This is a genomic window from Psychrobacter sp. JB193 (assembly GCF_002285555.1).
Classification (GTDB): domain Bacteria; phylum Pseudomonadota; class Gammaproteobacteria; order Pseudomonadales; family Moraxellaceae; genus Psychrobacter; species Psychrobacter alimentarius.
The window spans coordinates 893,169-917,898 of the sequence record NZ_NRGY01000001.1 but is presented as its reverse complement, the minus strand read 5'-3'; the positions used below and the strand labels follow the sequence as shown (position 1 = coordinate 917,898).

Here is a 24,730-nt window from a genome sequence, read left to right as displayed (position 1 = left end):
CGTCGTTGATAAGTCTGATAATTGGTTATTACCAGCACAGTACCTAAAATAGTTACTTAAATACAGTGGCTCAATGACAGTCGCTTTGTGTTTTCGTCTGCGTTATGCGTGTCGCTAGACGACCTTGAATAGGTCAGTACTTGCGCTGCGCTTAACACTCTATTGGGTGAGGAGCACGTATTATCATGTCTGCTTTTAATTGGTCAGCAGTTGCTTTTATTCTAGCCGCCATTGGGTTAGTTGTCTTTATGCTGGTCGTTCCGCGCTTACTTGGCGGACGTTCTCAGGGCTCACAAAAAGAAGAGATATTTGAAGCGGGTGTTGTCGGAGCTGGCAACGCCCGTATTCGTTTGTCTGCCAAATTCTATTTGGTGGCGATTTTCTTTGTCATCTTCGATCTAGAAGCTCTCTATCTTTATGCTTATGCCGTTTCGGTACGAGAAGCAGGCTGGCTTGGCTTCGCCGCTGCCACTGTGTTTATTACCATCTTAATCATCGGTTTGATATACGAGTTGAGTTTGGGGGCGATGAACTGGGCACCTGCTGATAAGCGTCGCAAAAAAGCACGTCTATATGCAGCGCCTGCTGGCTTCAATTTGGCAGATATCACAGGCTTTGATGGCGTTGATGAATTGGTTGTTGATCCGACAGGCAAGATACCAGCACAGTCTTCTGGACAGATTAATGTCTCAAATAACATTGAGACCAATCGTCTTCACTTAAAAAATATCGATCATATTAATACCACAGGTAATGTTACTTCCGTGGATTTTGTATCGTCTGTGCCCCAAGATCACGTTGGACGCTAACTACTTTTGCCTGTCTTTGTCTAAGCTTCTAGTAGCTTGGACAGATGGACGGTGAGGGTATGATCAAAAAATCCTGTTTGTATACTACATTTGTATTGATGACCATTTATTCATAATAGAAGTTAAGGCAGTGGTGATGGCAAGATGCTTGTCACGCTAGGCCTAATAAAAAGGTTGTATGTTATGAAATACACATTAACAAAAGCCAACCCTGATGCAGATGTCTATCCTGCACAGACCAGTCAAACGGTCAATGATCCTATCGAAGACGAAGTCAATAAAAACGTCTTTATGGGTCGTCTAGAAGACCTCGTTCATTCGACAGCAAATTGGGGGCGTAAGCACTCATTATGGCCATTCAACTTTGGTACATCTTGCTGTTATGTCGAATACGCCACCACTTTAACGGCCGTTCACGATTTATCCCGCTTTGGGGCAGAAGTTATTCGTGCCTCGCCCCGTCAGGCAGACGTCATGATTGTGGCTGGTACTTGCTTTGTAAAAATGGCGCCCGTGATTCAGCGCTTATATGAGCAAATGCTTGAGCCAAAATGGGTGATTTCTATGGGTGCTTGTGCCAACTCAGGCGGTATGTATGATATTTATTCTGTCGTGCAAGGCGTTGATAAGATTATTCCAGTGGATGTTTATGTGCCAGGCTGTCCACCGCGTCCAGAGGCCTTGATTCAAGGTCTAATGTTGCTACAAGAGTCCATCACCAAAGAGCGTCGTCCGTTGGGTATTCATGTCAATGAACAAGGTATTTATCAGCCTCAAATGACGCCTGAACGTGACCGTAAGCAAGCAGATCGTATCGCGGTCAAAAACTTACGCAGCCCAGACAGTATTTAGTCATCTGGTATTGAGCAAGCAAATTGCCTCAATAATAAACAATCACTAGAAGGGCTAGTATGCTTACGCTCATCATAGTTCGGTTATGATTAACATAGTTCAGTTATGATTAATGAAGGAATATATCATTCATGGTCACGGTAGTCGAAAACATAGATCCTAAGATTAAGCCTGTCCCAGCCGTTATCACAGAGCTGGAGCAGAAGTATGCTGGCAAGTTTGTGATACAGCACACTGTGGATGAGATTCCAACGGTTTGGGTGGCTCGCGCTGATTTGCTCGATGTGCTTTTATTCTTGCGCAAGCTTCCTAAGCCTTACGTCATGCTGTTTGATTTATCAGCGATAGATGAGCGCCTGCGCCAGCATCGCGGAGGCATGCCGGACAGTGACTTTACGGTGTTTTATCACCTGATGTCACTTGAGCGCAATAGTGACGTACGCATCAAAGTAGCATTGAGTGAAGAAGATCTCAATGTGCCTAGTGCTACCCAGATTTGGCCCAATGCCAACTGGTACGAGCGCGAAGTATGGGATATGTTCGGTATCGTCTTTACGGGTCATCCGCATTTGACGCGTATTTTATTACCAAAATATTGGGAAGGTCATCCTTTGCGTAAAGAGTACCATGCGCGCGCGACTGAATTTACCCCATACTTCCTGAACACAGCCAAGCAACAATACGAGCAAGAAAACCTACGTTTTGTGCCAGAAGAATGGGGCATGAAGCGCTCAGGTCGTGATGAAGACTTTATGTTCTTGAACATCGGCCCCAACCATCCCTCGGCTCACGGTGCTTTTCGTTTGGTACTACAGCTTGATGGCGAAGAAGTGGTTGATTGTATTCCTGATATCGGCTATCACCATCGCGGTGCAGAGAAAATGGCTGAGCGTCAAACCTGGCACTCATTTATTCCTTATACCGATCGAATTGATTATCTCGGCGGCGTGATGAATGAGCTACCGTACATCATGTCGGTCGAAAAGCTAGCAGGTATCACGATTCCGCCTCGCGCTGAAACCATACGTGTGATGATGAGCGAGTTTTTCCGAATCACTAATAACTTACTCTATGTCGGTACGTTCATTCAGGATGCTGGCGGTATGACGCCAGTATTCTATATGTTTACCGATCGTCAAAAAGCGTATGACGTCATCGAAGCTGTGACGGGCTATCGTATGCATCCAGCATGGTTCCGCATCGGTGGTACAGCAGCTGACTTGCCACGCGGCTGGCAGCGATTGGTTCGTGAGTTTTTGGACTGGATGCCAAAACGTTTGGATGAGTATGTCAAAGCCGCTCTACAAAACAGTGTATTAAAAGGTCGTACCCAAGGCGTGGCGCAATACAATGCCAAACAAGCATTGGCGTGGGGCGTGACGGGTGCTGGCTTGCGTGCAACGGGTTTGGATTTTGATCTGCGTAAAGCACGTCCATATATGGGCTACGAGAATTACGACTTTGAAATACCAGTAGGCTATAACGGTGATGCTTATGACCGCTGTATGGTAAAAGTCGAGGAGATGCGTCAGTCACTGCGCATCATTCGCCAATGTATGGATAATATGCCACAAGGTCCTTATAAAGCCGACCATCCACTCGCTGTGCCACCACCAAAAGACCGTACACTGAACGACATTGAAACATTAATCAATCACTTTATCTCGGTATCGTGGGGTCCTGTGATGCCAGCGGGCGAGTGCGCAACGATTGTAGAGGCGACCAAAGGTCTAAACAGCTATTACATCACATCAGACAAAGCCACCATGAGCTACCGTACCCGTATTCGTACGCCGACATTTGCACATTTGCAGCAGATGCCATCGGTGATTAATGGCTCGCTGGTATCTGACGCCATTATGTATTTGGCATCGATTGATATCGTGATGGCAGATTGTGATCGCTAATATATTTCATTGAAATCGTAGTTATCTGACACAGCTTGCTAAGTATTGTAGTTAATAAATAAAGTCTATCATTATCAAAAAGATACGTTAATCCATATATTGCCGCCGAATTGCACACCAAAATGCAGTCATATTTCAAGACAGTGACAGAATTCATAACACTGTCTTGGTTAAGAGATGGAGCATGATGAGTGAGGAAAGATAGAAGATTATGAAAATTGTTTCCGACAAAATGCCAAAAGTAGATGTGGCAAGTATCCTCACCGCTGAGGAGATTGCTGCTATTCATGAATTTATGCACCATTATCCGCAGGCGCGTGCAGCCTCATTGGACGCGCTAAAAATAGTACAAAAGCGCAATGGCTGGGTGGATGATGCACAAGTCAATGCCATTGCCAATATCCTAGATATTCCGATGTCAGATATGGATGGAGTCGCAACTTTCTTTAACCGTATTTATCGTCAGCCTGTCGGTCGTCACGTGATTCTTATCTGTGATTCAGTCGCTTGTTATCTGACTGGCTATGAGGCGCTATCGGCTGAAATAAGAGCGCAGCTAGGTATCGAGTATGGACAGACGACCACTGATGGTCGTTTTACGCTATTGCCGATTTGCTGTCTGGGTAATTGTGACAAAGGTCCTGCCGTCTTGATTGATGAAGATACTTATGGCCCTGTTCAGCCCACCGAGGTCGCGCAATTATTGGAGCTATACGCATGAGTTTAACGATTTCAGAGCAGATTGCTCGTCGCGGTCAAGGCAAAGCACCCAGTCAGCTTAACGAACAGCGCGTTCCAATTTATGGTGATAAAGCAACCGCGACTAGCGAGACCAGACCCTTAACCTGGCGTTTGGCACATCATGATGCCGTGCTTGATTTGGCTACTTATGAATCTCTAAAAGGCTTTACTGGTTTAAAAGAAGCACTATCTAAATCACCTAAAGACGTTGGCAACATGATTAAAGCTGCTAATGTCCGCGGACGTGGTGGTGCTGGTTTTAACGCAGGTTTGAAGTGGACGTTTATGTCGCCTCCTGATGGTTTGCCGCGCTATCTTATTTGTAATGCTGATGAGATGGAGCCGGGCACTTTTAAAGACCGTTTGCTCATGGAGCGCCTGCCATTTCAATTAATCGAAGGTATGTTGATTACGGCGCATGCAATCGGTGCGACTGACGGCTATATCTTTATTCGTGGCGAGTACATTTTAGCCGCGGAGCGTTTGGTTGCCGCGATTAATGAATGCTTAGCTAACAACCTGATGGGCAATAACATTTTAGGCTCTGACTTTAGCTTTAATCTTCATGTGCATACAGGCGCTGGACGCTATATCTGCGGTGAAGAGACGGCACTGATTAATTGTCTAGAAGGCCGTCGCGCTAATCCACGTACCAAACCGCCATTTCCACAAATCTCTGGCGCATGGGGTCGTCCAACGGTTGTCAACAACGTTGAGACCTTATGCAATATGCCAGCCATTTTGAATCATGGGGTTGATTGGTATCAGTCATTGGCCAACATCAAAGGTACCAGTAAAACACCAGGCACTAAACTATTTGGTTGTTCAGGCTTGGTCAATGATCCTGGTCTGTGGGAGTTGCCTTTTGGTTATACCGCTCGCGAGATCATTGAAGAGTTGGCTGGTGGTATGAAAGACGGCAAAACGCTTAAAGCTTGGCTACCAGGCGGCGCATCAACAGATTTCTTGACAGCAGATCATTTAGACGTAGTCGTCGATTTTGACTCGATTCAAGAAGCAGGTAGCCGTATGGGTACGGGTCTTATTATGGTCATCGATGAAGCGCAAGACATGGTGCCATTACTGCGTAATCTTGAGATTTTCTTTCAACGCGAATCTTGTGGTTGGTGTACACCATGCCGTGATGGTTTGCCGTGGGGCGTCAAATTGCTGACTGCTATTAATGATGGTGAAGGGCAGTTGGGCGACGTAGAAAAACTAGAAGGTCTGACGCGTGATTTGTGGATTGGTAAAACATTCTGTGCCCATGCTCCAGGTGCGATGGAACCACTCATGAGTGCGATTAAATATTTCCGTCCTGAATTTGATCAAAAAATTGCTCAGGCGGTTGGTGTAGATGTCATTGATGCTGCAGCCAATCAACAGCCAGTAGCGAAATAAGGAGAGCGGCATGGCAGTCATACATATTGATGGAACCACTGTCGAAGTAGATAGTAGCGATAACTTGCTACAAGCGTGTTTGTCTCTTGGCATTGATGTGCCATATTTTTGTTATCATCCTGCCCTCGGCTCAGTAGGATCATGCCGCCAGTGTGCGGTTAAACAATACCAAAATAAAGAAGATATGGAAGCAGGTCGTGGTCGCCTAGTGATGTCATGTATGGTGGCACCTGGTGATGATATGTATATTTCGGTCACCGATGATGAAGCCAAAGCCTTCCGTAAGTCGATGGTTGAGTTACTCATGACCAACCACCCGCATGACTGTCCTACCTGTGAAGAAGGGGGGCATTGTCACTTGCAGGACATGACTTACATGTCAGGTCATAGCCGTCGTCGCTATCGTTTTACCAAACGTACGCATCACAACCAAGAGCTTGGGCCGTTTATTGCTCATGAAATGAACCGTTGTATCGCTTGCTATCGCTGTGTTCGCTTTTATAAGGATTATGCAGGTGGTGAGGATTTGGGCGTTTATGGCTCAAACAACCGTGTCTATTTTGGTCGTGATAAAGATGGTCAGTTTGAAAGCGAGTTTTCAGGCAACTTAACTGAAGTATGCCCAACGGGTGTCTTTACGGATAAGACGCATTCTGAGCGCTACAATCGTAAGTGGGACATGCAGTATGCGCCAAGCATTTGTCATGGTTGCTCAGCGGGCTGTAATACCTCGCCAGGTGAGCGTTATGGTGAATTGCGCCGTATTGAAAACCGTTACAATGGCGAAGTCAACCGTTACTTTTTGTGTGACCGCGGTCGCTTTGGTTACGGTTATGTCAACCGTGATGATCGCCCAACCCAAGCGCTTGAGCGTATTAATGATAAGCATGTCAAAATCAATATCGACTATGCGCTAGATGAAACCATCAAACGTATCAAAGACAAAAAGGTTATTGGTATTGGCTCACCACGTGCCAGCCTAGAAACCAACTTTGCCCTAAAAAACTTAGTTGGCTTTAATAACTTTTCAACTGGCCTTAATCACCAGCAGCAAGCTTTGGTCAATAAATGTATCGAAGTGCTTAGCACTGAGGGCATCTATAACCCAAGCATGACTGATATCGAAAGCTATGATGCCGTATTGGTATTGGGTGAAGACATCACGCAAACGTCATCAAGAGTTGCACTATCAGTACGCCAAGCGGCTAAAAATGAAGGTCTGAAAATGGCAGCCGCGTTGCAGACTCAGCCTTGGCTTGCTGAACCTGTCAAGCGTATTGCCCAAGATGCTTTAAGTCCCGTTTATGTCATTGATGTGACCCAAACTAAGCTAGAAGACATCAGCAAAGTGAGTGTGGTAGCAACGCCTGAAGATATTACCAAACTTGGCTTTAAAGTGGCCGAAGAGATTGCTTATTTTTCTGATGATTTAGCCAAAATTGCTCATCCTCAGGACAGTAAGCAACAAGATGCCAGTGCTGATGCCAACATCGACGGTATGCAATCGCTTGCCCAGCAAATTGCTTATGACTTGATTCAAGCGGATAAACCATTAGTCATCTCAGGCACGGGTCTGTCGTCTGTTGCCTTAATAGAAGCAGCCGCGCAAATCACGCAAGCATTAACCCAAAAACGTGCTGCCATTCAAGCGACAGAGCAGCACCAAGTTGATGTTCATAATGAAAAAGTGAGAGCGGCAGAGCAGCAAGCGCAAACTGATCAGCCTGACGAAGATCAAGAGCTATCAGCCAAACCAGAAAAACCTGACACTGGTACAAATAAAGAAGCGCAAGACGATGTTGAGCGTAAGCCAGCTGAGAAGCTTGAGCTAAAAGAAGTGAATGACAGCTATCATGCACAAGCCGGTATTTATCTGACGGTTCCTGATGCCAATAGCATGGGCGTTTGTATGCTTGGTGGTCAATCAGTCGAAGAGCTACTAGCGAGTGACTTTGATGTGGTCATCGTTGCAGAAAATCAGCTAACTGATGCAATAGATGCCAATAAGTTAACACAGCTATTGGCTGATAAAACCGTGATTGCGCTTGATCATCAGTTGCTTGATTGGCACAAAGATGTTGATATCGTATTACCAGCAGCAAGCTTTGCGGAAGCTGATGGTACATTGATCTCGGCTGAAGGCCGCGCTCAGCGTTTTTTCCAAGTCTATGACAATAACTATTATCATCCAATGAGCAGTATCAAAGAAGGCTGGCGCTGGCTGCATGCTGTGCATAGCAGCTTAGAAGGCAGAGAGGTCGATTGGACGCAATTGGATGATGTGATCAATGCGTTAATAGCCACGCATCCTAAGCTTGCAGGTATCAAAGGCGCAGCGCCAGAAGCAGATTACCGCATTACTGGTCTTAAAATTGCACGTCAACCGCGTCGCTATTCAGGTCGTACTGCCATGCGCGCACCGATCTCCGTCCATGAGCCAATGCAGCCAAAAGATTTGGATACAGGCTTAACTTTCTCAATGGAAGGTTATAGTGGCAAACAAACCCCAAGCTCTATGATTCCTTTTGCCAATGCGGCAGGTTGGAACTCACCGCAAGCGTGGAACAAATATCAAGACAAAGTGGGTGGTCATCTAAAAAATGGTGATCCAGGTGTGCGCCTGTTTGATCAGTTAGAACGTCTAACCACTCGTCAGTATGTGGCACCAGAAGCTACTGCGTCGACCATGACGGATATGCAGCAAGGACAAGCCAAGTTAGTACCTATCTATAATATTTATGCCAGCTCAATGATGGTATCACGCAGTCCCATCGTTGCAGAGCAACTGCCTGTTGCAGCATGGCGCATTGGTATTGATGATGCTAAAAACTGGAATATTGGTGCTGGTGATTATTTAGCGATTGAGATTGATAAGCAACAAATCACCTTGCCAGTCCAGCTTGTCGGTTACTTAGCGGAAGGCTGTATTGGTTATCCAGTCGGTCAGGTCAGCATCGTTCATCCGTCACTGCCAGCGTCGGTACGTAAAGTTGACGCGCCCGTTACGATGATGGGCGATATGGCTGATGATCGCCTTTTGACAAACAAAAATGCTGGTAACAGCTTTGATGATAACCGCGCCATGCAAGCAACTGTAGCGCCAACCACCACACAGGAGGTGTGATATGCAAGTCACTCGTATTATTCCTGATGTGCCAAGCTTTTTGGCCAATAGCATGAGTTTCGATGCGTGGTCCATTCTATTTTTGGTGGGCCAATCACTGGTTATCTTCTTAGTTGTGGTACTGGTTGCTGCCATGATGATCATCTATGAGCGCCGCATGCTGGCATTATGGCAAGACCGTTATGGTCCAAACCGAGTCGGGCCTTTTGGCTCATTGCAGTTAGTCGCGGATATGCTAAAAATCTTCTTTAAAGAAGATTGGACGCCAAACTTTACTGATAAGTTCATGTTCACTTTGGCACCTGCAGTTGCAATGTTTACGGCATTGGCTTCATTTGCCATTATTCCTATCTCACCGACGCTTGGTGTCGCTGATTGGGATATTGGCATTTTGTTCTTCTTTGCCATGGCGGGTATCGCTGTCTATGCAGTGATGTTCGGTGGTTGGGCATCAGCGAATAAGTTTTCTCTTTTGGGTGGCTTACGTTCAGCTGCACAGACGATCAGTTACGAAGTGTTTTTGGGATTGTCATTGATGGGTGTGGTTGCATTAACCGGCTCATTTAACTTGCGTGAGATTGTCGAGTCACAAATTGACGGCTGGTATATCATTCCGCAATTTTTTGGATTTTTGACTTTTGTGGTCGCTGGTGTGGCCGTTACCCATAGACATCCATTTGACCAACCAGAAGCTGAGCAAGAGCTCGCTGAAGGCTATCATGTCGAATATTCTGGCATGAAATTTGGTATGTTCTTTATTGGCGAATACGTCAACGTTGTTTTGATTTCTGCGCTAATGACGTGTTTGTTCTTTGGTGGCTGGCTTGCACCTTTTAACCTAGATATTCCATTTATTCCACCAGCTTTTTGGTTCATGATTAAGACACTGTTCTTTATGACCATGTTTGTTTTGGCTCGAGGCTCACTCATGCGTCCGCGCTATGATCAGGTGATGAACTTTGGCTGGAAAGTTTGTCTGCCAGTAACGTTGATTAATTTATTGATTACGGCTGCAGTCATTTTGATCTTTTCCCCAACGTTGTAATCATTACTAGCCATCACTGATGAACTAGGGTAAAGCTGATAAGGATAATAATCCCATGTTTACTACTATAAAAAAGACCGTCATTGGTATATTTACCATTGTCCGCAGCATGTGGATGGTCAATAGTCATGCGCTCAGGCCACGTGATACCATTCTTTATCCTGAAGAGCCGGTACCTGTACCGCCACGTTTTCGTGGACGTATTGTCCTAACGCGTGACCCTGATGGAGATGAGCGCTGCGTTGCCTGTAACTTATGTGCTGTTGCATGCCCAGTCGGTTGTATTTCGCTACAAAAAGCGGAACGTGAAGATGGCCGCTGGTATCCAGAGTTTTTTCGGATCAATTTTTCACGATGTATCTTTTGTGGAATGTGTGAAGAAGCCTGTCCGACAACTGCTATTCAAATGACACCAGATTTTGAGCTTGGTGAATATAAGCGTCAGGACTTGGTTTACGAAAAAGAGCATTTGCTCATTTCAGGACCGGGTAAATATCCTGATTATAACTATTATCGTGTGACGGGTATGGCGGTCGCGGACAAACCAAAAGGAGCAGCTCAAAATGAATCTGCACCTATTGATCTAAGGAGCTTGCTGCCATGATGAATATCTTGAATCATCCTGAATTGGCAGGGTTTTACTCGCTTGCAGCCGTGGCTATTTTTGCCAGCCTGCGAGTGGTCACTCAAGCCAACCCCGTACATGCTATTTTATCAATGATTGTGTCATTGCTAGCGATTGCTGGGATATTTTTTGTGCTTGGTGCGCCATTCGCAGGCGCGCTTGAAATCGTGGTCTACGCAGGCGCTATCATGGTGCTGTTTGTCTTTGTCATCATGATGTTGAATCTCGGTATGAGTAATGATGAGCGCGAAGAGAAATGGCTAGATGCTGGCAGTTGGGCGATACCGACAGGTTTGACAATCATCATTGCTGTGATTCTTTATGCGCTGATTGGTCTTAATGACGACGGCACAGCGATGATTGGTGGTACCACCGTATCTGCCAAAGTAGTTGGCACGGTGTTGTTTACCAAATACGTGATGCTAATAGAAGTAGCAGCCTTATTGCTGTTGGCAGCTTTAGTGGCCGCTTATCATTTGGGTAAAGAAGCCAATGATGACGAGATTGTCAGTGACGACAGTCATAAAGGGCAGCCGAGTGTGGCTCGCACCAAGTCTTACAATCACGATAGCTCTCATGTAGAAAACAATGCAGCAGAAACGGCTGAACCTTATGAATATAAAGATGTTGATCCACGTGACTATGTGGGTGCAAAACGAGTCGTGGGTGTAAAACGAGTCACGCGCAAGGAGTCAGACTGATGGTACTAGCAGCGAGCGTGGCACAAGACGTATCGAATGTGCCGTTTGCCCATGAAGTGGCAGGCTTAGTACAGCCTGCTGCTGAGGCACAAAACTTATTGGGAATGATACCGATGAGCCATGGATTGATTTTGGCAGGTATTTTATTTGCCATTGGTTTGTGCGGCGTCATGGTACGACGTAATTTCTTATTTATGCTAATGAGCCTTGAGATTATGATGAATGCGACAGCACTGGCATTTGTCATAGCAGGTAGTCGCTGGGTCGATCCAGATGGACAGATTATGTTTATCTTTATTTTGACGTTGGCAGCAGCCGAGGCCGCCATTGGTTTGGCAATATTATTGCGGTTTTATCATAAGCGTGGGCATCTAGATGTCGATACCGCCAATGAGATGAAAGGATGATGTCATGAGTTTATTACCATTAACCTTTATATTCCCGCTCGTTGGCTTTTTGATTTTAGCCTTTATGCGCGACAAGTTAACGGAGCAGGTGGCAGCGATTGTCGGTGTTGGCAGTATGCTGTTATCAGCATTGTGCACACTGGTTGTCAGTTATACCTTTTTGAGCACCAGTCCAGCAGGAACGGTGATAGAGATACCGATGTGGACATGGTTCCAAGTTGGTGACTTTGCGCCAAATTTTGGACTCAGCTTTGATGGCTTGGCATTGACCATGACTGGCGTCATTACTGGTATTGGCTTTTTAATCCATTTGTTTGCTGCTTGGTACATGAAAGGCGATACAGGATTTGCGCGCTTCTTTAGCTATATGAATTTGTTCGTCGCCAGCATGTTATTGCTGGTATTGGCAGATAACTTATTCTTACTCTATCTGGGCTGGGAAGGTGTGGGTATCTGTTCGTACTTGCTCATCGGTTACTATTATCACGATAGAGCCAATGGTCGCGCGGCGATAAAAGCCTTTACGGTTACGCGTGTGGGTGATGTGTTCTTAGCTTTTGGTCTATTTTTATTATTCCGCGAGTTTGGTACGCTCAATATTCAAGAGATTATCACGCGCGCGCCAGAAGTTTTTGACATCAATAATCCAATCATGATGTTAACCACTATGATGCTTGTGGGCGGTGCAATGGGTAAATCAGCCCAGTTGCCACTACATACGTGGCTTGCCGATGCGATGGCAGGTCCGACGCCCGTATCAGCGCTGATTCACGCTGCAACGATGGTGACAGCAGGGGTGTATTTAATCGCTCGTCTGCACCCATTATTTGAGCTGACGCCAGGTATTTTATTGTACTGGGTTGGCGGTGTAGGGGCATTAACGCTGGTCGTTGCTGGTTTTTGTGCATTGGCGCAAACAGACATCAAACGTATTCTTGCGTATTCAACCATGAGTCAGATTGGTTATATGTTCTTAGCGTTGGGTGTGGGTGCATGGCAAGGGGCTATCTTCCATCTGATGACGCATGCTTTCTTCAAAGCATTGCTGTTTTTATCATCAGGTGCGGTTATTCTTGCGGTACATCATGAGCAGGATATCTTCAAGATGGGCGGCTTACGTAAAAAGATACCATTGGTATTTTGGTGTTATATCGTCGGTGGTGGTGCATTGGCTGCCATACCTTGGGTAACCGTTGGTTTTTACTCTAAAGAAGCGATTCTTTGGGAAACCTATGCGACAGGTCATCTCGTCTTGTTCTATATGGGTGTGTTTGGGGCATTCTTAACGGCCATTTATACCTTCCGTATGATTTGGATTATCTTCTTTGGTGAAGAGAAAACCCATGCACACAAATTGTCAGGGGTATCGTATTGGTTACCGCTTACTGTACTGCTGGTGCTATCAACAGCGGTTGGTGCATGGATTACGCCGCCATTACAAGGCGTGTTACCAGAGAGCGTTGGGCATCTATTAGAAGTGGCGGGTCAAGATCATGCTAAGCACACAGCAGAGTATATTGCGATGGGTGCGATGGCCGCTGGTTTGATCATCGCTGCGCTACTTTATGTGGTCAATAAAGGCCGCATACTAACCAGCTTCAAACGTTCACGCATTGGTGGCGGGCTATATCACTGGTGCTATCATGGTTTAGGCTTCGATGCGCTATATGATCTAATTTTTGTAAAACCCTTTTTATTCATCGGCCGCTTATTTAAAGCCGACCCTATTGATAAAACGTGGTATGTATTACCCAAGCTGGCTTCAGCAGGTAATAAGATATTGTCTGCGACGCAAACAGGGTCACTTCGAGGTTATGCGACAAGCTTTGGCTTGGGCATGGCTGTGCTGTTGGTGCTGGTAATGATGACGGTGGTATAAGATGATTGAGTTACAACAAACGTGGATGCTACCAGCATTGATTGCAATTCCTTTTATTGCAGGGTTGCTATGTTGGCTGGTAGAGCGATTTAATAAGCGTCTGCCGCGCTGGATTGCGTTGGTCGGTATGATATTGACCTTTGCACTATCACTGGTGCTCTGGCAGTACGGCAATTTTAGCGGTATGAGCAAGCAAGTCATTGCACCAGACTCAGCAGTGCCTTGGGTTGCTGAATTTAGTGTGCCGTGGATACCAAGTTTTGGTATCAGTTTTCATTTGGCGCTAGATGGTCTATCACTATTAATGGTGGCTTTGACAGGTCTGCTCGGTATTGCTGCTGTGGCCTGTTCATGGAATGAGATTCAACGCCGCGTTGGTTTCTTCCATCTAAACTTGCTGTGGAGTCTGGGCGGCGTCATTGGTGTTTTCTTAGCCATTGATTTGTTCTTATTCTTCTTCTTCTGGGAGATGATGCTGGTTCCTATCTATTTCTTGATCGCTATTTGGGGTCATGATGTGGTCGGTAAAACCAAAGAGTATGCGGCCACCAAGTTCTTTATCTATACCCAAGCCTCTGGTCTTATCATGCTGATTGGTATTTTGATATTGGTTATTATCAGCTACGCACAAAAAGGCGTAGTGAGCTTTAACTATAATGATTTACTCGGTACGTCACTTGGCGGCTGGGAATATCCAATCATGCTGTGCTTCTTTATTGGCTTTGCGGTTAAGTTGCCGATTATCCCGTTCCATGGCTGGTTGCCAGACGCGCATGCGCAGGCACCAACAGCAGGTTCGGTGGATTTGGCAGGGGTTTTGATTAAGACTGCGGCTTATGGTTTGATTCGATTTGTTTTGCCGTTATTTCCTGTGGCATCTCAAGAGTTTGCGCCGATTGCAATGACGTTGGGTACGATTGGTATCTTTTACGGCGCTTGGCTGGCCTTTATGCAAACCGATATGAAGCGTTTACTGGCTTATACCAGTATCTCGCACATGGGATTTGTGGTATTGGCTATTTATGCAGGAACGTTACTCAGTCTACAAGGTCTGATGATTCAGATGCTGGCGCATGGTTTAAGCTCAGCGGCACTCTTTATCATGGCAGGGCAGTTATATGAACGTTTGCATACGCGCGATTTGACTTTGATGGGCGGTATGTGGGGTCAGTTCCGTTACTATGCACCAATATTGATGTTCTTCTGTGCCGCGCTGCTTGGTATCCCTGGTACAGGTAACTTTATCGGTGAGTTCATGATTTTATTTGGCTCATTTGCTCAATATCCTGTATTCGTGGTATTTGCAACGTTTAGCTTGGTACTAGCAGGATTGTACTCGCTGATACTGATCCACCGTGCATTATTTGGAACAAACAATATTGCCGAACTGGCGCTCGAAGAGACCAAATCACATGGGTTGCCCACACGCCGACTCAAAGATTTGGGTAAACGTGAGCTGTCATTGTTACTGGTATTAGCCGCTGGACTGGTATGGCTTGGACTTTATCCGCAGCCGTTCCTCGATACGTCGAGTCACGCGATGCAGTGGATCAACAATGCGTATATATACAGTCAAGTGACACAGGTAGATGCATCGCAGTTGCTTGATGCAATGGAGGCACGTTAAGTCATGAATAATATTACAATGAATGATTTGATGGGATTGTTGCCTTACGCGCCAATTATTATCGTAGTCATTACGGTATTGGCAGTTATGATTGCCATTGCAATCAAGCGCTCACATATGGTCACTGCGGCAATCACGGTTGCCGGTTTGAATATCGGTTTGTTTACCTTAATTGGTCAAATGCTGGGTATTGTTAATAGTGGCAATATGATGCCAAACGCTGAGCAGTTATTTGTCATTGATAACTTCGCTCAGTTTAATATGGTGGTTATTTTCATCTGTGCATTGGCCTGCTGTACGCTATCGTATGCGTATCTTGCGAATTTAAAAGACAATAAAGACGAGCTATATTTGCTCATGTTGCTATCGACAATTGGTGCCTTACTCATGGTAAGCGCTCAGCACATGGCATCGTTCTTTATGAGTTTAGAGATGCTATCAGTGCCGCTCTATGGATTGCTAGCTTATACGTATATGCGTAATCGCTCGCTTGAGTCGGGGTTGAAGTATTTGGTATTGTCTGCGACTGCATCGGCGACGTTGCTCATGGGCATGGCCTTTATTTACGCAGAAGTTGGCTCGTTGGCTTTCAAGCCCATCAGTATGATGCTGACCAATCTATTTGAATCGCCACTATTGATTCTTGGTGCGGCAATGATGATGTTCGGTATTGCCTTTAAACTGTCTGCGGCACCATTTCATATGTGGACGCCCGATGTTTATGAAGGCGCACCAGCACCTATCGCAACCTTTTTAGCGTCAGTTTCAAAAGTGGCGATGATGGCGCTCGCGGTTCGCTTTTTGATTGATACGTCTTTGTTGGCATTGCCCTCGGTACAGATGTTGCTGATGGTGATGGCAACCTTGTCAATTTTGGTGGGTAACTTATTGGCCATACGCCAAACCAGCCTAAAACGTCTACTTGGTTACTCTTCGATTGCCCATATGGGTTATGTGCTGATCGTCATTGTTAGCATTGGTGCAGCAGCTGATAGTATCTCTAGTATGTATATGGCAATTTATGCATTTACCTCTATTGGTGCCTTTGGGGTTGTGACCTTGATGTCGAGTCCATATCGCTTATCTGGTGAAGCGGATGAGTTGACGCATTATCAAGGACTGTTTTGGCGTCGTCCTGTATTGACCGCTGTTATGACGATTATGATGTTGTCATTGGCAGGTATTCCGTTGACGGCAGGTTTTATCACTAAGCTATTTGCGATATTGTCTGCGGTACAAGGTACTCATTGGTTCTTAGCGGCAATGATTATTCTCGGTAGTGCCATCGGTTTGTTCTATTATTTGCGCGTTATGCTCACGTTGTTCAAACGTCCTAAGCAATTTATTGAATTTGATGTATCTGGACAATGGGGTATTCGTATGGGCGGTATAATGGTGATTGCGGTAACTGCCATTATCGTCTTCTTCGGTGTCTTACCCAATAGTATGATTGAGTGGGCAAGTCTGGCACGTATCTGGTAGATGTTAGATGTGGTAAGTTGTTATCATAGAGAAAAGGTAAGCCACCGTATACGGTGGCTTGTCTGTTGTTACGGTTAGAAAACCAAGATGCGCCTGCTTTGTGATAAGCTTGGCGCATCTTTTCGTTTGTAGCGTCTAACAATTCAATAAGTATAAATACTAGGTGGGTGAACAATTATTATGAGTGACAATATTCAAAAGGTAACGGTGCTCAGCAAAACCACATGGACACCAAATCTATTTAGCTTTACGGTGAGCCGTCCTGACAGTTTTAAGTTTACCGCAGGTCAATTTGTACGTTTGGGCGTCAATCCTAGCCAATTACAGTATTATAAGCAGCAAAGCGACGTATCTGATGATGGCGTTGATGAAGCAGCGAATACAGCATTGAATGAAGATATCTTTCGTGCCTATTCAATAGTGTCGTCCCCTTTTGACGAAGTGCTAGAATTCTTCTCTATCGTGATTCCAGATGGTGCATTTACCTCGCAGTTACAACACTTGCAAGTAGGCGATGAATTGCTACTCAATACAATGCCATTTGGTTTTCTAACCTTAGCCCGTTATCAAAAACCCTTGCCAAAAGATCTATGGCTACTAGCGACTGGTACTGGTTTGGCTCCTTTCTTATCCATGCTACAAGATTTAAAGACATGGGAAGATTATGAGCATATTATTCTTGCCTACAGCGCACGCTCAACGGAGGAGCTTGCTTATCTGGAGAAGATTGAAAGCTTGCAAGAAGACTTTGGTTCGTTGGTAGATAACCCGGCGACGTTGACCTTTATTCCTATTGTTACTCGTGAGTCTGTCGAAGGGGCATTGACAGAACGTTTGCCAAAGCTGTTGTTAGAGGGTACTTTACAAGCGCGAGCAGGTATCGAGCTGGATATCGATAGTACGCATGTCATGCTATGTGGTAATCCAGACATGGTAGAAGATACCAAAGAGACATTAAAATCGTTAGGGTTGGTCATGAACCGACGCGGTGAGGGTAATATTGCAGTAGAAAACTATTGGTAAGTATCAGCTGTGAGCAGACACAGGGTTGATATTGACCATCTGTAAGCTATTTTTTATACCATAACGCGGTCTCTAAAAGTAAATAGGCTTTCAGAGACCGCGTTATGGTATAAAAAAGCAAATATACTTTAAACTTGGCTGGGTTCGGTGGCATCCTCTATCGGTCTGATGGGACCTTGCATCAGCTGCGGTTCATCATCATCGCTAATGATATCTTCATTGCTACTGGCAGCCAGTAAATCCCGATAGTTGATTTGTGTTTTCAAAATCATCTGTTCTTCTTCAAGCTCGCCATAGTTCACTTGAACCTTATGCAGCGTGCTAATGATTTTTTTGTTGCTCTTGAGCCAACGATTGATATCAAGATAAATGACTTCATCTTTTGTACGAGCAATATTGATATAAGACAGAATAAATCCTAAAGGATCTTTTTTGAGGATACTATGATAAAACCAGATGAAAAGCTTAACCCCTTGACGTTTGAGAAACGACTCACAACGTAGGTTGAGTACATCGGTATAGGTCTGCTGCCCAAAAACAAAGCGCTGAACATTACGATCAAGCTGCACATGGACCAAGCTAAAATTACTGGCCACCTCAGCATAAATGCCACTGGTATTGACTGTACAGAATAATCGAAACCAGTCGTCATGCATCTCAACACGCAATTCTAAAATGGCTTTTACGTTATCAGTGACGAATTTTTGCAAGGCGTCGTTGACATATTTTTGGGCAACGGGCAGAGCGATTTCGTCTTCTAGCTTGTCAGTCGTTTTATTATATATTTGCTTAATAGACTGAGTAAGGCGCTCCCAGCCTCCGCTAAATGACTCGTCAAAACGGTCACCCATATTTTCGAAAAACTCATCGAAATTGTCTGAATCATTCACGTTGTCATTTATGTTATCAAAGCCACTCAAACTTATTATCCTTATAATAGGGGTCATTATTTAATACTTATAAAACAGTATATAGTAAATGTGATGGCTTCAAAATAAACACCTACACTTTGTAGTAATTCATTTGATGACGCCTGCTGCTAAAGTAAAACAAACATTGTCATAACAAAAACATCATTGCCACCGATCTATTTTATTTGAAGCTACTGGGCCTATTAATCAGCCGATCAGAGCTGCTGGCATAGCAAAAGTGAGTGAAAATACGGCATCACAGTTATACTGGCAGTATAATTCTATGTCATGTTATGATAGCACTGGCATTGTTTTAGGCTCTGTAGCAATAGTGCTTTTTATTTGTTTGACTTGATTTTTATCCGCTGAGACCTATTGTGGCCTATATCAAAGATTCACAAAGTTACCATTTTTCTGCTCAAGCGCCCAAGCGTGATTTGGGTTTGCCTATCGCGATTGTGATCGCTGTTGCGATACATGTCGGGATTATCTTTGGTATCAGCTTTTCGATGGGTAAAGATCCCGCTGCAATGATGCAAGACGTCGCAAAAGCCCTCACGGACAACATGCAACCAAATGAAGACGCGCATTTTATTGCCAATGCGTCACAAGAAGGTGGTGGCACAATAGAGGAGACGCTGCGGCAAGAGACTGATCAAACCAGTCCTTTGTCCGCTGAACAAATGAGTGAGACGCAAGACGTCATCAATTTACAGCGGCAAGTTCGTCAGCAGCGCTATCAAGAAAGTTATCTACGCACCACTTTGAGCTGGCGTCAAGCAGCGGTTGAGTCTGATAATGATAGCAAACAAGCACAAGACGATGCCATGGAACAAGAAGAGCGGCTACGCAAAAAAATTGCCACGTTAGAAGCACAGCTCTCCCAGCGTCAGCAAGTCTATACGACCAAATCAAAAGTCGTGACGATGGATAGCAATTCGACCACGCGCGGTGTCGCAGCAGATTATATCAATACCTTTCGTGAGCATGTTGAGCGTGTTGGTAACTTGCACTATCCAGTACAAGCTCGTGCCCAAGGCATTACAGGTGATGTGCGCTTGATGGTCATCATTAATAACGATGGCAATATTAAAGCCATTCGTCTGCTAGAGAGCTCGAACTCGACAATACTAGACGAAGCGGCAAAACAATCAGTGCGTCAAGCGGCGCCTTTTGGTCAATTTACCAAAGATATGAAAAATATTGTAGAGTTGCGCCTGATACGGACGTATCGCTATAGTGACAAAGTCGATGTCACTTATTAACATTTGTGGTTAAGTACTACACAGACAGACATCAAAAAATATTAACATGAGTTTATCAAAACATTTATAGAATAAAGAGTCAGTATGGAATTTTTAGGTTTTACCATCGATATCGCCACGCTAACCGCTAGTGCAGTAGTGTTAACAACCAAGCTAGTGTTGGCCATTCTAATATTCGTCATCGGACTGTGGTTGGCCAAAAAGGCAGTAAGTATCGCTCATAAAGTCATGCTAAAAAGTCGCTTGGATGACACGGTCGCCAGCTTTTTAGGTCGCTTATTGTATGGCGTTTTACTCGTCGTGGTTACCCTAGCGGCTTTAAGTAAGGTAGGCGTGCAGACGACATCTGTCGTTGCGATCTTGGGTGGTGCAGCGGTCGCCATTGGTTTGTCATTAAAAGATCAGTTATCAAACTTTGCAGCTGGCATCATGATTGTGACTTTCCGCCCATTTGTCAGTGGCGACTATGTCCAAATCAATGGTTTCACTGGTACAGTGGGCGAAATTACTTTGGTCAATACGCATTTAACGACGACCAATAACCACGATATCATCATTCCAAACGGTAATATCACAACTTCAGCAATCACCAATTATTCATCGTTGCCCAATCGCCGTGTTGATATCACAGTCGGTATTGGTTACGACGCAGATATTAAAGCGGCTAAAACCGTCATGCTTAACTTGGCACGAAATAACCCATTGGCCTTTACTGATCCTGAGCCCATCGTGCGTGTTACCAACTTGGGCGATAATTCGGTGGATTTGACTTTGAATGTTTGGACCACCAATGCTGACTGGTGGTCAATGCAGTGTGAGTTGTTAGAACAATTCAAAGTGGCACTAGACGATGAGAAAATTGAGATTCCATTCCCGCAGCGTAGTGTCCATGTCAAAGGCCTGGATCAAATGATTAACCAAATGGGTGAATCACAAAAACTACCGATGAAAAAAGACTAAAGCATGTCCTCAATTAAAAATGGGACCGTAAAAAGTCCCTAATCTAGACATATGGATTTGGCAAATCCAGATTTGCTAAAATATCGATCTCAAACCTTTCCATTTCATCTTGTTCGGCCTGTCCAAGCTCATGATCGAAGCCCAGTAGATGCAGTACCCCATGTATCAACAGATGGCTGATGTGCTGATCTACTGCTTTGTTCTGCTCTTCGGCTTCACGCACCATAACGTCATGACAGATAACGAGCTCACCGAGCGGTAATGTGGGCATTAGCTCAATGATAGCAATGGGCAAATCGCTTGGGTAAGATAGAATGTTGGTTGCATAATCTTTATCACGTGCTTCCAGATTTAATGCCTGTCCTTCAATCTCATCAGTAATATATATGTCCAGCGCTTTTGTTTTTGACTGCCAGCGCTCAGGATCAATATCCTCAAAGTAAGGCAGCGTCAAACCTTGAGGCATACGCTCATTCACATAATCTAACGTTGCCATCATAATCGTGCGTAGTTTATCTCGCTGATAAAAGGTATCCAGTATCTCATCATCAATACTTTCAGTCGCATTGATATCGAGTGCTACTAAGTCTGCATCGTTATTAGTCATGTCATCATTTACGTGATCTTGGTCATCGTTAGACTGACTCATGTCATTATCCTTTTATCGGTTGATGAGACAATGTCTCTAAATATTATTATCTCAAACATTTCAGTGTTGCCTGACTGCATAATCAATCCAATATAAAATAAATATAGTGCTGCCAACGTTATATTTTTTTAGCAAAAAACCGGACTACTCTAGAAGTAATCCGGTTTTGTATTTTAGAATGACTGCTTAAACATGCCAGTTTATAATTTAGCTGCTGCGTTAGCAATCACTTGTCTACGTTCTTGCTCTTTAATGCGCTCAAACTTGCGTTTTTCTTCTAGTATCAATTGCTCTTCATCAAACACATCGTAAGCTTCGACGATTTTTTGTACCAACTGATGGCGTACCACGTCTTTTGAGTCAAACTTAGTGATATGAATCTCTTCAATACCGCTTAGAATCTCCATCGCTTGTGCCAAGCCTGATTTGTGGCCACGTGGCAAATCGACCTGAGTGATGTCACCCGTAATCACGGCACGTGAGCCAAAGCCCAAGCGCGTCAAAAACATTTTCATCTGTTCAGGGGTGGTGTTCTGGGCTTCGTCTAAAATGACAAACGAGTTGTTTAGTGTCCGACCACGCATATAAGCAAGTGGCGCAACTTCAATGATTTGACGTTCAATCATTTTGCCCACTTTTTCAAAGCCAAGCATCTCATACAACGCATCGTACAATGGACGCAAATACGGATCGATTTTTTGGGTCAAATCACCTGGTAAGAAGCCCAGTTTTTCACCCGCTTCTACGGCTGGGCGTACCAATAAAATACGTTCAATCTCATTACGCTCAAGCATGTCGACTGCACAGGCAACCGCTAAATACGTCTTACCTGTACCAGCAGGGCCAATACCGAACGATACATCAGAGCTTAGTACATTTTGTACATAACGTTGCTGATTGCCGCCACGAGGGACGATGCGGCCTTTACGTGTGCGTAAACTAATAGGCGTAAATTCACTGGCTTCTAGCTCGTTTTCGTACTCTGCATCGTCGTCTTCTTGTTCATCGGCTTCCATGTCTTCATCACGAGAGATGCTCGATTGGATAATGAGGTGCAACTCTTCTGCGCTGATGTCTTTTGAGTTTTGGGCTTCGTCTACCATTTTATATATAATGCGCTCACCGCGCTCGACACCAGTCACATCGCCACTGAGGCAAAAATCGCCTTGACGTTGGCTGATTTTGATGTCGAGGCGTTCTTGGATATATTTCATGTGATTGTTGTATTCACCAAGTACAGTTTTTAGCTGGGCTGGTGTCAATGATTCAAACTTTATACGGCGGCTCATGGAATCAGTCAAGCGATTATCCTTATGTTGTGTACCCGATACTAGGATGTATTTTTAATAAAGTGACGGGTTTAAACGGAAAATAGTTATTAATTTTAGATCGTAGAGATAAAAATAACGGCAATGTTTTAAAAGTTATTATTGGTTATTGGTTATTGGTTATTGGTTATTGGTTATTGGTTATGAAGAGAAATAAATGCCTTGTCTTTATTATGGTAGATAGTTTTTAAATTTCAAGCAGTACATCCGCCAGATAGCCCTGTTTTTGTATGACGATTGCAACTACCTCAAGTGGTTTTTGTTTTGTATGACTCAAGAGAGGATATCTCAAATATCCTAAACTTGACATGCGATTGATACACGTTTTATGTACGGTTAAGAGCACAAAGGAAAAGGCAATTTATGGTAATCTACGAGTCATATCACCCCTTTTATAATTGGACATAAAGCTGGCGTACAATAATAGAATAATGAGAGAACAATAATATAGTTGGGTCGATATAAAACAGAGACTTGAATAGCCACATGCTACTGGTATAAATGTTTCTTGCGCGCTGCGAAACAGAGACGGCGCAACATTTATCTCCGTAGCACTGTATCGGTTTTAAAGTAAATCGACTATAGATGAGCGTATTTGGCACGCAGACTCAATCAATAGCAATAGGCATAACAATTAGGAACAACCATGATGCAAAAAACGGATTCAAATTTATCGCAGGCTACAACGAAAGAAGCAGTCACTGAGCAGCAGGTACTTATCGCTGGAGGGGGCCATGTAGGCTTGTCTTTTGCATTGCTATTGGCGCATCATGGCATCGCTAGCACCTTATTAGAAAAAAACCGTTATCCAGACATTAGTCCTACCGATGATAGAACCCGCAGTCATTACTTAGACAGTCGCAATACGGCACTATCACGCCGTACAGTACAGATTTATCAAGAGATTGGTCTGTGGGATGAGCTACAAAGCCATGCGTGTCGCATCGATACGGTGCAGATTAGTGAGCAGGGTAGCTTTGGGCGTGCTCAATTGAATAAAGCGGAAGAAAAGGTCGAATCGTTTGGGCAAGTGATCGAAAATGCGTGGCTTGGACGTAAGCTATTATTAGCGGCTCAACAAGAGCCATTGATTACGCTGATTGATGGTGCCAATGTGATAGCGGTTGAACAGCATGTCAACAGTGTCATACTCAGCTTTAACCATGACGGCGATGAGAAAAATGAGCAGCAATTGCAAGCCAGTGTTTTGGTTGCTTGTGATGGACGTGACTCTACGGTGCGTCAACTGTTAGATATCGATACGACGACTTATGATTATGGACAAAGTGCGATTGTGGGCGTGGTTGAGACAGACAAACCTCATCTCCATACCGCCATTGAACGCTTTAGTCCAGCAGGCCCATTAGCGGTCCTACCACTGACAGATCCAGAGGGCGATGGCAACAATGAGCATCAAGAAGGTTATAGACGCTCAGTCGTTTGGATATGTCCAAAAGGGGAAGAGACGCAGTACCTAGAAGATGACGCGCATTTTCTGACGATGTTACAGCAAGGATTTGGACAACGGGCAGGCACGTTTATGGCTGCTGGTCGACGCGGCGCATATCCATTAACCCGAGTGTTGGCAGACAGGCAGGTGGTGGGTCGCTGCGTCATCATGGGTAATGCTGCTCATACTCTACACCCTGTGGCAGGGCAAGGTTTTAACCTTTGTATGAGAGACGCTCATGTCTTGGCGCAAATGATGAATGCACAAGTGTTAAGAGGCGACGACATTGGAAACACGCAATTGCTCCAACGGTATGAGAAAGCCAGAAAAGCGGATCAAAAACGAGTCATCCGCTTCTGTGATGCCGTGGTGCATGGCTTTACACATACCAATCCAGCCGTGAAGCTAGCGCGAAACGTGGCTTTGGTTGCATTTGACAAACTACCGAATATTAAACCGTTAGTGGCGACTTATGCGATGGGCTTAAAATCTTAAATTTGAAGTCTTCAATTTAAAATCTTAAAAGCGTATTACCATCGTGTTA

General features: G+C 44.6%; 20 protein-coding genes. 17 read left to right on the top strand and 3 right to left on the bottom strand.

Going from position 1 to position 24,730, the window contains the following annotated elements; genetic code table 11:
• Positions 1–185: 185 nt before the first annotated feature.
• From ndhC to CIK80_RS03835, 14 genes are all read left to right on the top strand, one after another.
• Positions 186–809: an NADH-quinone oxidoreductase subunit A gene (ndhC, locus tag CIK80_RS03900; RefSeq protein ID WP_095568945.1), complete on the top strand. Its 624-nt coding sequence runs from the start codon at positions 186–188 to the stop codon at positions 807–809.
• Positions 810–992: 183 nt separating this feature from the next.
• On the top strand, positions 993–1,661 hold the full coding sequence (locus tag CIK80_RS03895) for an NADH-quinone oxidoreductase subunit B (protein ID WP_062844008.1): 669 nt from the start codon (positions 993–995) through the stop codon (positions 1,659–1,661).
• A gap of 131 nt (positions 1,662–1,792) precedes the next feature.
• A complete protein-coding gene (nuoC, locus tag CIK80_RS03890) occupies positions 1,793–3,568 on the top strand; it encodes an NADH-quinone oxidoreductase subunit C/D (RefSeq protein WP_062844009.1) in 1,776 nt (591 codons plus the stop codon).
• Positions 3,569–3,779: 211 nt separating this feature from the next.
• Positions 3,780–4,289, top strand: a complete 510-nt coding sequence (gene nuoE / locus CIK80_RS03885) for an NADH-quinone oxidoreductase subunit NuoE (RefSeq protein WP_062844010.1) — start codon at positions 3,780–3,782, stop codon at positions 4,287–4,289.
• Positions 4,286–5,710 (top strand): NADH-quinone oxidoreductase subunit NuoF, encoded by a 1,425-nt coding sequence (gene nuoF, locus CIK80_RS03880; RefSeq protein ID WP_095568944.1) that lies wholly within the window; start codon positions 4,286–4,288, stop codon positions 5,708–5,710. The genes nuoE and nuoF overlap by 4 nt, the downstream gene beginning before the upstream one ends.
• A 10-nt stretch (positions 5,711–5,720) precedes the next feature.
• The gene (gene nuoG / locus CIK80_RS03875) at positions 5,721–8,834 is read left to right on the top strand and encodes an NADH-quinone oxidoreductase subunit NuoG (protein WP_095568943.1); all 3,114 of its coding nucleotides are present in this window, start codon (positions 5,721–5,723) and stop codon (positions 8,832–8,834) included.
• Between the two features lie 52 nt (positions 8,835–8,886).
• Complete coding sequence (gene nuoH / locus CIK80_RS03870) at positions 8,887–9,879, top strand: NADH-quinone oxidoreductase subunit NuoH (RefSeq protein WP_062845842.1); 993 nt, start codon at positions 8,887–8,889, stop codon at positions 9,877–9,879.
• Between the two features lie 55 nt (positions 9,880–9,934).
• Positions 9,935–10,483, top strand: coding sequence for an NADH-quinone oxidoreductase subunit NuoI (nuoI, locus tag CIK80_RS03865; protein WP_062844013.1), 549 nt, complete (start codon positions 9,935–9,937; stop codon positions 10,481–10,483).
• Entirely contained in the window at positions 10,480–11,205 is a 726-nt protein-coding gene (gene nuoJ / locus CIK80_RS03860) for an NADH-quinone oxidoreductase subunit J (RefSeq protein ID WP_095568942.1), read from the top strand. The genes nuoI and nuoJ overlap by 4 nt, the downstream gene beginning before the upstream one ends.
• A gap of 98 nt (positions 11,206–11,303) precedes the next feature.
• Complete coding sequence (gene nuoK / locus CIK80_RS03855) at positions 11,304–11,612, top strand: NADH-quinone oxidoreductase subunit NuoK (RefSeq protein WP_062845843.1); 309 nt, start codon at positions 11,304–11,306, stop codon at positions 11,610–11,612.
• A 4-nt stretch (positions 11,613–11,616) separates the two neighbouring features.
• A complete protein-coding gene (gene nuoL, locus CIK80_RS03850; RefSeq protein WP_095568941.1) occupies positions 11,617–13,491 on the top strand; it encodes an NADH-quinone oxidoreductase subunit L in 1,875 nt (624 codons plus the stop codon).
• 1 nt (position 13,492) lies between these two features.
• A complete protein-coding gene (gene nuoM, locus CIK80_RS03845) occupies positions 13,493–15,118 on the top strand; it encodes an NADH-quinone oxidoreductase subunit M (RefSeq protein ID WP_062844016.1) in 1,626 nt (541 codons plus the stop codon).
• 3 nt (positions 15,119–15,121) lie between these two features.
• A complete protein-coding gene (nuoN, locus tag CIK80_RS03840) occupies positions 15,122–16,600 on the top strand; it encodes an NADH-quinone oxidoreductase subunit NuoN (protein ID WP_062844017.1) in 1,479 nt (492 codons plus the stop codon).
• Between the two features lie 180 nt (positions 16,601–16,780).
• Positions 16,781–17,623: a ferredoxin--NADP reductase gene (locus CIK80_RS03835; protein WP_095568940.1), complete on the top strand. Its 843-nt coding sequence runs from the start codon at positions 16,781–16,783 to the stop codon at positions 17,621–17,623.
• A gap of 128 nt (positions 17,624–17,751) precedes the next feature.
• On the opposite strand, the gene CIK80_RS03830 is transcribed toward CIK80_RS03835, so the two are convergent.
• On the bottom strand, positions 17,752–18,561 hold the full coding sequence (locus tag CIK80_RS03830; protein ID WP_179288347.1) for a hypothetical protein: 810 nt from the start codon (positions 18,559–18,561) through the stop codon (positions 17,752–17,754).
• Between the two features lie 350 nt (positions 18,562–18,911).
• Here CIK80_RS03830 and CIK80_RS03825 point away from each other — a divergent pair, with 350 nt between their 5' ends.
• Both CIK80_RS03825 and CIK80_RS03820 read left to right on the top strand, forming a co-directional pair.
• The gene (locus CIK80_RS03825) at positions 18,912–19,799 is read left to right on the top strand and encodes an energy transducer TonB (RefSeq protein WP_095568938.1); all 888 of its coding nucleotides are present in this window, start codon (positions 18,912–18,914) and stop codon (positions 19,797–19,799) included.
• Positions 19,800–19,883: 84 nt separating this feature from the next.
• On the top strand, positions 19,884–20,759 hold the full coding sequence (locus tag CIK80_RS03820) for a mechanosensitive ion channel domain-containing protein (RefSeq protein ID WP_095568937.1): 876 nt from the start codon (positions 19,884–19,886) through the stop codon (positions 20,757–20,759).
• Positions 20,760–20,802: 43 nt separating this feature from the next.
• On the opposite strand, the gene ybeY is transcribed toward CIK80_RS03820, so the two are convergent.
• Positions 20,803–21,408 carry an rRNA maturation RNase YbeY gene (gene ybeY, locus CIK80_RS03815; protein ID WP_095568936.1) on the bottom strand — a complete coding sequence of 202 codons (606 nt, stop codon included), beginning with the start codon at positions 21,406–21,408 and terminating at the stop codon, positions 20,803–20,805.
• 200 nt (positions 21,409–21,608) lie between these two features.
• Positions 21,609–22,697, bottom strand: coding sequence for a PhoH family protein (locus CIK80_RS03810; RefSeq protein WP_095568935.1), 1,089 nt, complete (start codon positions 22,695–22,697; stop codon positions 21,609–21,611).
• A gap of 685 nt (positions 22,698–23,382) precedes the next feature.
• Here CIK80_RS03810 and CIK80_RS03805 point away from each other — a divergent pair.
• A complete protein-coding gene (locus CIK80_RS03805) occupies positions 23,383–24,681 on the top strand; it encodes an FAD-dependent monooxygenase (RefSeq protein ID WP_095568934.1) in 1,299 nt (432 codons plus the stop codon).
• Positions 24,682–24,730 lie beyond the last annotated feature (49 nt).